Source organism: Stenotrophomonas sp. (assembly GCF_050737075.1).
Lineage (GTDB): Bacteria > Pseudomonadota > Gammaproteobacteria > Xanthomonadales > Xanthomonadaceae > Stenotrophomonas.
Map to the genome: position 1 here is coordinate 1 of NZ_JBOHXV010000126.1, position 11,373 is coordinate 11,373.

General features: G+C 66.5%; 10 protein-coding genes and 1 pseudogene. All 11 read left to right on the forward strand.

Going from position 1 to position 11,373, the window contains the following annotated elements; translation table 11 throughout:
- Nucleotides 1-240 precede the first annotated feature (240 nt).
- On the forward strand, nucleotides 241-1,461 hold the full coding sequence (locus ACREPD_RS20300; RefSeq protein ID WP_431600984.1) for a flagellin: 1,221 nt from the start codon (nucleotides 241-243) through the stop codon (nucleotides 1,459-1,461).
- Nucleotides 1,462-1,680: 219 nt separating this feature from the next.
- Entirely contained in the window at nucleotides 1,681-2,910 is a 1,230-nt protein-coding gene (locus tag ACREPD_RS20305; protein ID WP_431600985.1) for a flagellin, read from the forward strand.
- Between the two features lie 854 nt (nucleotides 2,911-3,764).
- A complete protein-coding gene (gene fliD / locus ACREPD_RS20310; protein WP_431600990.1) occupies nucleotides 3,765-5,123 on the forward strand; it encodes a flagellar filament capping protein FliD in 1,359 nt (452 codons plus the stop codon).
- Between the two features lie 107 nt (nucleotides 5,124-5,230).
- Entirely contained in the window at nucleotides 5,231-5,647 is a 417-nt protein-coding gene (fliS, locus tag ACREPD_RS20315) for a flagellar export chaperone FliS (protein WP_421571170.1), read from the forward strand.
- Nucleotides 5,647-5,961 (forward strand): hypothetical protein, encoded by a 315-nt coding sequence (locus ACREPD_RS20320; protein WP_313349026.1) that lies wholly within the window; start codon nucleotides 5,647-5,649, stop codon nucleotides 5,959-5,961. Before fliS ends, ACREPD_RS20320 begins: the two co-directional genes overlap by 1 nt.
- Entirely contained in the window at nucleotides 5,958-6,542 is a 585-nt protein-coding gene (locus ACREPD_RS20325; RefSeq protein WP_431600986.1) for a PilZ domain-containing protein, read from the forward strand. Before ACREPD_RS20320 ends, ACREPD_RS20325 begins: the two co-directional genes overlap by 4 nt.
- A 58-nt stretch (nucleotides 6,543-6,600) precedes the next feature.
- The gene (locus ACREPD_RS20330; RefSeq protein WP_431600987.1) at nucleotides 6,601-7,233 is read left to right on the forward strand and encodes a response regulator; all 633 of its coding nucleotides are present in this window, start codon (nucleotides 6,601-6,603) and stop codon (nucleotides 7,231-7,233) included.
- A gap of 326 nt (nucleotides 7,234-7,559) precedes the next feature.
- Nucleotides 7,560-8,969 (forward strand): RNA polymerase factor sigma-54, encoded by a 1,410-nt coding sequence (rpoN, locus tag ACREPD_RS20335; protein ID WP_431600988.1) that lies wholly within the window; start codon nucleotides 7,560-7,562, stop codon nucleotides 8,967-8,969.
- A gap of 14 nt (nucleotides 8,970-8,983) precedes the next feature.
- On the forward strand, nucleotides 8,984-9,361 hold the full coding sequence (locus ACREPD_RS20340) for a response regulator (protein ID WP_421571166.1): 378 nt from the start codon (nucleotides 8,984-8,986) through the stop codon (nucleotides 9,359-9,361).
- Nucleotides 9,358-10,854 (forward strand): sigma-54 dependent transcriptional regulator, encoded by a 1,497-nt coding sequence (locus ACREPD_RS20345; RefSeq protein WP_431600989.1) that lies wholly within the window; start codon nucleotides 9,358-9,360, stop codon nucleotides 10,852-10,854. Before ACREPD_RS20340 ends, ACREPD_RS20345 begins: the two co-directional genes overlap by 4 nt.
- A 201-nt stretch (nucleotides 10,855-11,055) precedes the next feature.
- A pseudogene (locus tag ACREPD_RS20350) lies at nucleotides 11,056-11,373 on the forward strand (hypothetical protein); the annotation flags it as partial.

An 11,373-nucleotide genomic window follows, 5' to 3' on the forward strand; every position in this document is an offset into this window, starting at 1 on the left:
GTTTTCTACAAGCCCCCAAGGATGGGTTTACGGCGTGTCCCGCCAACCCACCGCCGCCGGCCCAAGCCAGAGACATTCGCAGACCAAGGCTCCGGCTCCGGCTCCGGCTCCAACAGAAATAATTCGTCTATCGATTAAAGGTTGTTGACATCTGGTCGTTAATGAATTCAACCAGGGCACATCGCCCACCGCCTCCCCCGCGAGGCGCCCACTGAATCCGCATCATCCAGGAGCACGGAAATGGCACAAGTCATCAACACCAATGTGATGTCGCTGAACGCGCAGCGTAATCTGTCGACCAGCGGTTCCAGCCTGGCTACCACCATTCAGCGCCTGTCCTCGGGCCTGCGCATCAACAGCGCCAAGGACGACGCCGCCGGCCTCGCCATCTCCGAGCGCTTCAGCACCCAGATCCGTGGCCTCGACGTTGCCGTGCGCAACGCCAACGACGGCATCTCCCTCGCCCAGACCGCCGAAGGCGCCATGGTCGAAATCGGCAACAACCTGCAGCGTATCCGTGAACTGTCCGTGCAGTCGTCCAACGCGACCAACTCCGACAGCGATCGTGAAGCCCTGAACGCCGAAGTCAAGCAGCTGACCTCCGAAATCGACCGCGTCTCCCGCCAGACCAACTTCAACGGCACCAAGCTGCTGGACGGCTCCTTCTCCGGCGCCCTGTTCCAGGTCGGCGCCGACTCGGGCCAGACCATCGGCATCAACAGCATCGTCAACGCCAGCGCCAGCGCACTGGGCGGCGCCAAGTTCGACACCAGCACCCTGGACATCGGCGTGCCGGGCACCAACGGCGACGTCACCATCAAGGGCATGACCATCAAGGGCGCCGACGGCACCGCCTACACCCTCTCGGACATCTCCGTGAAGGCCGGCGTCGACGCCGCCGCCACCCAGAAAGCCGCCACCGCCGCCGTTGCCGCCGCCATCAACGAAAAAATGGACCAGGCCGGCGTCTACGCCACCGTCAACGCCACCGCCGGCAAGATCGACCTGACCTCCGTCAAGAACAGCGTCTCCGACACCGGCACCTTCAACGCCATCACCGTCACCGCGGGCACCTGGACCGGCATCACCGCTCCGACCCCGGCCACCCCGACCACCGCCGTCGCCGGCGCTGCCCTGGCCACCAAGTTCGCCAGCGACCTGGACATCTCCTCCGTCGCCGGTGCGCAGCAGGCCCTCTCGATCGTCGACAAGGCGCTGACCTCCGTCAACTCCTCGCGCGCCGACATGGGTGCCATCCAGAACCGCTTCACCTCCACCATCGCCAACCTCAACACCACCTCCGAAAACCTGTCGGCCTCGCGCAGCCGTATCCGCGACACCGACTACGCCAAGGAAACCGCCGAACTGACCCGCACGCAGATCCTGCAGCAGGCCGGTACCGCGATGCTGGCCCAGGCCAACCAGTCGCCGTCGAGCGTCATGAGCCTGCTGCAGGGTTGATTCCCGCGCGGGTGGTGTAACGAAAAACCCCGCGAAAGCGGGGTTTTTTCGTTGATGGAAACGTGACGGATTCAGCGATTTTTACGGCCGATTGATTAAAGCTTCTTGACATTGGGTCGTTATTGATTTCAGCCGCGACAGTTCCACATCGCTTGGCGTTCCCACACGGGAAAAACACCTCTACCACCCGGCGACATCATCGCCACCAGGAGCAAGAAAATGGCACAAGTCATCAATACCAACGTGATGTCGCTGAACGCCCAGCGCAACCTCTCGACCAGCGGCTCCAGCCTGGCCACCACCATCCAGCGCCTGTCCTCGGGCCTGCGCATCAACAGCGCCAAGGACGACGCCGCCGGCCTCGCCATCTCCGAGCGCTTCAGCACCCAGATCCGTGGCCTGGACGTTGCCGTGCGCAACGCCAACGACGGCATCTCGCTCGCCCAGACCGCCGAAGGCGCCATGGTCGAAATCGGCAACAACCTGCAGCGTATCCGTGAACTGTCCGTGCAGTCGGCCAACGCCACCAACTCCGACAGCGACCGTGACGCCCTGAACGCCGAAGTCAAGCAGCTGACCTCGGAAATCGACCGCGTTTCGCGCCAGACCAACTTCAACGGCACCAAGCTGCTGGACGGTTCGTTCTCCGGCGCCCTGTTCCAGGTCGGCGCCGATTCGGGCCAGACCATCGGCATCAACAGCATCGTCAACGCCAGCGCCAACGCACTGGGCGGCGCCAAGTTCGACAGCAACAGCTTCACCGTGGGTGCCGTCGCTGCGGCAGCCAACGCCGACGTCAAGATCACCGGCATGGCCATCACCGGCGCTGACGGCAAGTCCTACACCCTGTCCGACATCAACGTGAAGGCAGGCGTCGACTCGGCCGCCACCCAGAAGGCCACCGTCGCCGCCGTGACTGCCGCCATCAACGAAAAGATGGACCAGACCGGCGTGTACGCCTCCGTCGATGGCGCCGCCGGCAAGGTCAACCTGACCTCCGTGCAGAACAGCGTCAGCGCCACCGGCACCTTCAACGCCATCGGCCTGACCGCCGGCACCTACACCGGTGGCGCCACCGCCCCGGCCGCCTACACCGCCACCACCGCTGCTGCCGGCGCCGCACTGGCCAACAAGTTCGCCAGCGACCTGGACATCTCCTCCGTCGCCGGTGCGCAGCAGGCCCTGTCGATCGTCGACAAGGCGCTGACCTCGGTCAACAGCTCGCGCGCCGACATGGGTGCCATCCAGAACCGCTTCACCTCCACCATTGCCAACCTCAACACCACCTCCGAAAACCTGTCGGCCTCGCGCAGCCGTATCCGCGACACCGACTACGCCAAGGAAACCGCCGAACTGACCCGCACGCAGATCCTGCAGCAGGCCGGCACCGCGATGCTGGCCCAGGCCAACCAGTCGCCGTCGAGCGTCATGAGCCTGCTGCAGGGTTGATGCCTGCGGCGGGTGTGTTACGGAAAACCCCGCGAAAGCGGGGTTTTTTGTTGGCTGTGGGATGGGGTCTTTTGTTGCGTGGGGGATGGGTTGTTTGGGAATTAACGCCGGACGGATGGTCGATAGGGTGTTTGGTTGGTTTTAGCGGTTACGGCGTTTGATCTATTTCAGGAGATTGCCGTTGATCTTCGTTCCGGGGTCATGAACGCCTGACGGGCGGCTTCGGCAGGTCTAAACGCCGGACGAATGATGAGCAGCGGTGATGTATCGGTTTCGGACGCTTGTGCCGCGCTTCGCGCGGTCGACACGCAACAGAATCATGCCCCGTAGATGCGGTTCGTCCCGGGCGCGTGGCGACGCGCTCATCGAAATGGCGCCCGCCGGTCACGCGGCGCGGCGTGTCTCTACGAACCGTTATGCGCCCATTGAGATTTAGAGCGGTCCAATGGCCCGCATCGTTACGTGCCCATTCGAATCCAGCGCAATCCGCCGTAGAGCCGGGCTTTGCCCGGCTGCTTCTGCTTCTTCAACGGCCACCGGCCAACTGTCAAAGGGTCGGCGGCGGTGGGGTTGCGGGGGTATGAGCCGCATGGATGCGGCGACTAAGCCCCCAAGGATGGGTTTACGGCGTCCCCCGCAACCCCACCGCCGCCGGCCCAAGCCCGAGACATCCGCAAACCAAGGCTTTGGCTTTGGCTTTGGCTTTGGCTCTCGCTCTGGCACGGCTCTTGCACCTGCTCTGGCATCAGCGCGCCCGCCGGTTGGCGGTGGCGCTCAAGCCTCCCCGTTCCGGGCCGATATCACCTGCAGGAAGCGCAGGCGGCGTGCCCACTTTTCAAAACAGGACTGCAGACATGGCGATTGGCACCATTGGTACCGGCCTCGATATTCCCTCCCTCGTGGCCCAGCTGGTCGCCAAGGAACGCGAACCCCAGGCCAACCAGATCAATTCCGCCGGCACCGCCGCCAGCGCCAAATTGTCGGCCCTGGCTACCCTGACCAGCGGCATGACCAACCTGCAGACCACCCTGGCCAGCCTCATCAAGAACGCCGACAAACCGTCGTTCAAGACCAGCACCATCACCGATTCCAACTTCACCGCCTCCATCGACACCAGCGAAGGCGCACCGTCCGCCACCGCCGGTACCCACCAGGTGGAAGTCAAATCCCTGGCACAGGGCCAGAAGCTCAGTTCCGGCGCCTTCGCCAAGGATGCCGTCGTCGGCGACGGCAAACTGACCATCGCCTATGGCGACAAAACCCTTGAAGTCACCGTCAACGCCGACAGCAAACTCACCGACATCGCCGCCGCCATCAACAAGGCTGCCGGCGGCAAAGTCGTCAGCGCCAGCGTCATCACCGCCGACGATGGCCAGCATCTCATGCTCAGCGCCATCGACAGCGGCCTTGCCGGTGCCGTCAAAATTACCGCCTCCGGCGGCAACGGCGGCCTCGACGCCCTCACCTACGATGGTACCGCCGGTTCCGGCATGACCCAGACCGTCGACCCCAAAGATGCCGTCGTCGTCGTCGATGGCTTCACCCGCACCTCCAGCTCCAACACCATCAGCGACATCGTGCCGGGCGTGAACCTGACCCTGACCAAGGCAGGCACCGAGGCGGGCAAGACCCAGACCCTCACCATCACCCGCGACAATACCGCCGTCAAAACCGACATGGCCGCCTTCGTCGCCGCCTACAACGCCATGAACAGCGCGCTCAAGTCCACCAGCGCCTACAACGCCACCAGCAAGACCGCCTCCGCCCTCACCGGCGATGCCATGGTGCGTGGCCTGCAGCAGCAGATGCGCAGCCAGTTCAGCAGCAACATCAACGGTCTCAAGGACATGGGCGTCACCATGGCCGCCGACGGCAGTCTTACCCTTGACTCCGGCAAAATGGAAACCGCCATCGGCAAGGATCCCGACGCCGTCGCCAAACTGTTCGGCAAGGACGGCGCCATCGGCAAGTCCATGGACACCCTCATCAAGAGCAACCTGGACAAAGAGACCGGCACGCTCACCCAGCGCACCAACTCCCTCAACAAGCAGATCAAGGACCTCGAAAGCCGTCTCGACGCGCTCGACGCGCGCATGGACAAGGTCTCCGATCGTTACACCAAACAGTTCACCGCAATGGAAACCATGGTCAGCCAGATGCAGACCACCAGCGACGGCCTCACCCAGGCCCTGGCCAAAAAATCCAGCAGCTGAGCCGGCCGCACCGCAACGCTCAAGTTTCCACACCGTAGCGCCGATATTCATGGCAGCACCCACCACTTGTCCCTGTGGCGCGGGCTGGCCCAGAGGAGAGATTTCGAATGTACGGTTCCAGCCGTCAGTACGCAGAACAGTACCGCAAGGTCGGCGTTTCCAGCGCCGTCAACGACGCCGACCCGCACAAACTGGTGGCCATGCTGCTGGCCGGTGCGTGCGAGCGCATCCGCCTGGCCGAAGCCTGCCTCGAGCGTAACGACCAGGCCCGCAAGGGCAAGGCGATCGGCGAGGCCTGCGCCATCGTCGGCCACCTCAACGGCTCGCTCGACCACGAGGCGGGCGGCGATATCGCCGGCAACCTCTCGGCCCTGTACGACTACGTCATGCAGCGCCTGACCGACGCCAACCTGCACAATGATGGTGCCGCCCTGCAGGAATCCCTGCAGCTGCTCACCGAGATCGACGCGGCATGGAATGCCATTCCCCACGACCAGCGCCAGCCCGCTGCGGCAGGCGCCTGATGCACGCCGCCCTCGCCACCGACGTACTGCAGCCCCTGCACGACGCGCTGGACGAGCTGTCGCGCGCCGTCGAGGGGGAAGACCACGACCTCACCCAGCGGCTCATGGATGCCTACGATGAGCAGGTGCGTGCCTACCTGGACGAGCATGATGCGCGCATCGACGCCGGCTCCCTGCGTGGGCTCATCGCCCGCCAGCAGCAGGTCAGCATCCGCATGGCCGCGCGCCGCGACGAGGCGGCCACCCACCTCACCGCCGACCGACGCGCCGTTCGCGCGTCCCTCGCCTACCTCCGGGCAGAATCCCTGACATGAGCGACCTCCGCCCCAGCGACATCCATCATCCGGCCGAAAGTGAGCTGTTCGATGAAACGCTGAGCTGCGAGGTCGCCCTGCCCGCTGAATTCCGCCTGGGCAGCGCCGTCATCCGCCCGGGCAGTGCCGAAACCCTGCTGCGCAGCGTGGCCCTGGTCGAAGATTCGCGGGGCGACGACGGCCACGACGACCGCGGCGAGAGCAGCACCCAGCTGCAACGCCTGGAAGCCAAGCTGGACCTGACCATGGTGCTGCTGGGCCGGCTGGTCCGGCAGAGCACCCAGGACCTCGACCTGCGCCCGCTGCGCTGGTCCCGCCGTGGCATCCGCCTGGAACTGGGCACCCGCACCGGCGCGGCCGCCGGCAGCCTGGGGGTCATCCGCGTGCAGCCCTGCGACTGGCTGCCCGACCATATCGACCTGCCGGTCGCCGTGCTGGCCGAAGCGGCCACCGGGTCGGGCTCGTGCTTCCTGTGGCTGCGCTTCGAGCCCATGAGCGACGCGCTGGAGATGGCGCTGGAACGGCACCTGTTCCGGTTGCACCGGCGGCAGATTGCGGATGCGCGGCGGCGCGGTCTTTAATTAAGGCCTGCGCTCGGTTAATGTGAAGAACTTCCTGTCTTCACATGTGCCCTTACCCGTGCGCGTTCTCATCGTCGACGATCACACCCTGGTCCGCGCCGGCCTCAGTCGCCTGCTCCAGGGCTTTGCCGACGTGGACGTCGCCGCAGAGGCCAGCAATGCCGAGCAGGCCCTGCAGATGGCCATCCTGCACTCGCCCGACGTCATCCTGATGGACCTCTCCCTGCCGGGCCGCACCGGCCTGGAAGCGTTGAGCGACATCCTGCTGCGCGCCCCCGGCACCCGGATCGTGATGATGACCATGCACGATGACGCGGTGCACGTGCGCGATGCACTCGACCGCGGCGCAGTGGGATTCGTGGTCAAGGACGCCGCCCCGCAGGAGCTGGAACTGGCGCTGCGCGCCGCCCATGCCGGCCAGGTGTTCCTCAGCCCGCAGATCTCGGCCAAGATGCTGGCGCCCATGCTGGGGCGCGAGAAGCCGGTCGGCATTGCCGCCCTGTCGCCCCGCCAGCGCGAGATCCTGCGCCAGATCGGCAAGGGCGAAAGCAACAAGGAAATCGCCGCCGACCTGGGCATCAGCGTCAAGACCGTGGAGACCCACCGGGCGCGCATGATGGAGTCCCTGGGCTGCCGCCGCGCCAACGACCTGCTGCTGCTGGCCGCGCGCCACCAGCACGAGCTGGAATAAACCGGGACCGCGCGCCGTCAGGCGTAGAGCGGGGCTCTGCCCCGCTGCGCAGCTCAACGGAACAACACGTCATTTCCCCGACGCAGCTCGACCCGCCAGCCGCCCTGCTGTCAGTATTTTGAATCGCAGCAAGGCACGCCAGCACCGGAAACACACGGTTCCAGCCGCACCCAGCGTCAAATAACTGAACCGCTGTAGGGGATATACCCACAAGCTGTCAGGAACCTGACGACCCCACTAGGGAACCCCCCGATTTCGCCGTCATGGGATCACAAGCAAGATGTGTTCCATAACGCACCGGGGAGTCGGTGCGACGGGGAAAACGCATGAAGCCGATGATGTCGACCCAGCTGGGTCAGCAGCTGCACCTCACGCCGCAGTTGCTGCAGTCGATCCGCCTGTTGCAGCTCGACGGCATGCAGCTGGAGCTGGAGATCCGCCGCGCGCTGGAGACCAATCCGCTGCTGGAGCTGGAAGAAGCCCCCGAGCAGGCCGCCGCTGAAACCAGCGACGCCGGCACCACCGTGGAAGTCGCCGCCTTCGACGAACTCCCTGAAACCGCCATGTGGGACGTGGCCGGCGCCAGCTGGCACGACGGCGACGACGACCGCCTGCAGCGGGTGGCCGCCGACGAATCCAGCGACCCCCAGCTGCGCGCCCTGCAGCGCCTGTCGCTGGAGCTGGGCGATCGCGAACTGGCCGTGGCCGCCTTCTGGCTGGAGCATTGCGACGACGCTGGCTACCTGGACGCGCCGCTTGATCAGCTGACCCTGCTCGCCAGCGCCCACTGCGATGTCGACGCCGCCGGCGTGGAGGCCGTGCGCCAGCAGATCCTGCACGGCGACCCGGCCGGCCTGGCCGCCCGCGACCTGCACGAATGCCTGTCGGTGCAGCTGCGTGCCCTGCATGGCCGCGTGCCGGCCCGCCACCTGGCCCAGCGCGTGCTGGACCAGGGCCTGGAGCACCTGGCCGCGCACGACTACAACGCCCTGGCCCAGCAGCTGGACGCCGAGGTCGCCGACATCCACGAAGCGGTGCGGCTGATCCTGTCGCTGCAGCCGCGCCCGGGTGAAAGCCTGCTGCCCGGCAACACCGGCGTGGTCATTCCCGATGTGATCGCCTGGCACGCCGACAACCAGTGGCGGGTCGCGCTGAACCCGGCCACCAGCCGCCGGCTCAGCATCAACCCCAGCTATGAACACGCCCTGGGCGAAGCCGGCGACAGCGCCCAGCCGCTGCGCGACATGCTGCAGGAGGCCCGCTGGCTCACCCGTGGCCTGTCCATGCGCTATGACACCCTGCTGCGCACCACCCGGGTGATCATCGAACGCCAGGCCGGCTTCCTGACCCGCGGTGAAGAGGCCATGGCGCCGCTGACCCTGAAGGAAGTGGCCGATGCCATCGGCATGCACGAGTCCACGGTCTCGCGCATCACCACCGGCAAGTACCTGCAGACCCCGCGCGGGACCCTGGAGCTGAAGCACTTCTTCGCCGTGCGCCTGGAAGGCGCCAGCGTCTCCGGCCAGGCCGTGAAGGCCATGGTCCGCCGCCTGATCGACGCCGAACCGGCCGCCCGGCCACTGGCCGATGAGGCCATTGCGGGACTTCTGTCACGTCAGGGCGTGAATATTGCCCGCCGAACCGTAGCAAAATACCGCGAACAGCTGGATATCGCCCCGGCGCGCGAGCGCCGTCGCATCAACGCACGCCCGGCGCAACTTGCCCGGGTGGGCTGAAGGAAGTGGAAGACATGAACAAGCTCACCGTCCTGCTGGTCGATGACCACGAGGGCTTCATCAACGCCGCCATGCGCCACTTCCGCAAGGTCGACTGGCTGGACGTGATCGGCAGCGCCGCCAATGGCCTGGAGGCCATCGAGCGCTCCGAGTCGCTGCGCCCGCAGGTGGTGCTGATGGACCTGGCCATGCCGGAGATGGGCGGCCTGCAGGCCACCCGCCTGATCAAGTCGCAGGACGACGCGCCCTACATCGTCATCGCCAGCCACTTCGACGACGTCGAGCACCGCGAGCATGCCCTGCGTGCGGGTGCCGACAACTTCGTCAGCAAGCTGTCCTACATCCAGGAGGTCATGCCGATCCTGGAGGGCTTGAAGGAGGCCACGCCATGAGCGAGTCACGCATCCTGGTGCTGGACAACGACGCCGTGCGCGCCGAGCGCACCGTCGCCCTGCTGGAGTTCATGGACTTCAACCCGCGCTGGGTCGCCGACGCGGCCGACTTCGACACCGCACGCCACCGCGCCACCGACTGGATGGCCGTCATCATCGGCGGCCTGGAGCCGGGCGCGCGCAGCGAAGCGCTGTTCGCCTGGGCCGGCCAGGGCGCGCTGCCGCCGCCGGTCATGCTGATTGACGGCGAACCGGCCGCCTTTGCCCAGCGCCATGGCCTGCACGAAGCCAACGTATGGCCGCTGGAGGCCCCGCTGCGCCACGCGCAGATGGAGGGCCTGCTGCGCCGCGCCAGCCTGAAGCGGCTGGATGCCGAGCACCAGGCCGGTGCCGTGCAGGAGCAGGGTCCGACCGGCGATGGTGCCGCGGTGACCGCGCTGCGCCTGATGATCGAGCAGGTGGCCGCGTTCGATACCACCGTGCTGGTGCTGGGTGAGTCCGGCACCGGCAAGGAAGTAGTGTCGCGCTCCATCCACCAGCGTTCGCCGCGCCGCGATGGGCCGTTCGTGGCCATCAACTGCGGCGCGATCCCGGCTGACCTTCTCGAAAGCGAGCTGTTCGGTCACGAAAAAGGCGCGTTTACCGGTGCGTTGAGCGCCCGCAAGGGCCGTTTCGAAATGGCCGAAGGCGGCACCCTGCTGCTGGATGAAATCGGCGACATGAGCCTGCCGATGCAGGTCAAGCTGCTGCGCGTGCTGCAGGAACGCAGCTTCGAGCGCGTGGGTGGCAACCAGACCATCCGCTGCAACGTGCGCGTGATCGCCGCGACCCATCGCGACCTCGAATCGCGCATCGCCGACGGCAAGTTCCGCGAGGATCTGTTCTACCGCCTCAACGTGTTCCCCATCGACGTGCCGGCATTGCGCGAGCGCAGCGAAGACCTGCCCGCGCTGGTGGGCACCATTGCCGGGCAGCTGGCCCGCACCGGGCGCGGCGAAGTGCGTTTCAGCGCCGAAGCGCTGCAGGCACTGGCCAGCTACGAGTGGCCCGGCAACGTGCGCGAACTGACCAACCTGGTCGAGCGCCTGGCCGTGCTGCACCCGTCCGGCAATGTGCGCGTGCAGGACCTGCCGGCCCGCTATCGCGGTGATTTCGCGGCAACCGCACCGGTGGCCGTCGCGGCACCGGCCGCGCCCGCCGACGAGCGCCTGGACCTGCGCAGCTTCTCGTTCCACACCCCGGGCGCGGGCAATGGCACCCGCCAGGAAGGCGACGCCGGCAGCACCGAACGCGCGCCGGCCCTGCCCGATGCCGGCCTGGATCTGCGCAACCACATGGCCAGCATCGAGCTGACCCTGATCAACGAAGCGCTCGAACGCACCCAGGGCGTGGTGGCCCATGCAGCCCAGCTGCTGGGCCTGCGCCGCACCACGCTGGTGGAGAAACTGCGCAAGTACGGCATCGAGCGCGACCAGGCCGAACTGGCCGGCTGACGCCCACGTTCAGCGGCGCAGCGGTTCGCCCTGCGCCGGCGCCTGCAAATCTTCACTGCGCCGTGACAAACCAGCGACTAGGGTCGCCACACACGCAGGGTACGGGGGCTTCAGGTCCGGCCCGGCGGGGAATCGGGGGATTCTCTCGGTCGCCTGGCACGCACAGCGCCCCAGCGCGAACCGTCATCGAGGACCTCGATCATGGCTCGTTCCCTGCATTCGTCCGTTTCTGCGGCCCGCGTGGCCACGTCCCGTGTGCCCGCACTCGCCCGGTTGGGCTTTGCGCTGGCCATCGCGCTCGGCAGTTCGCCGGCCTTTGCCCAGTCGGTCTGCGATCAGACCGGCGGCACCGCCCCCGTTGCAAGTGGCGGCAGCGCCTTTGCGTGTGGTGACGGCGCCACTGCTGCCGGTGGCACGTCCACTGCTTTGGGCACAGATGCGGCCTCAACCGGCAACAACTCCACTGCGGTGGGTGCACTCAGCAGTTCTGTCGGCGAGTTCTCGACCGCTCTAGGACGC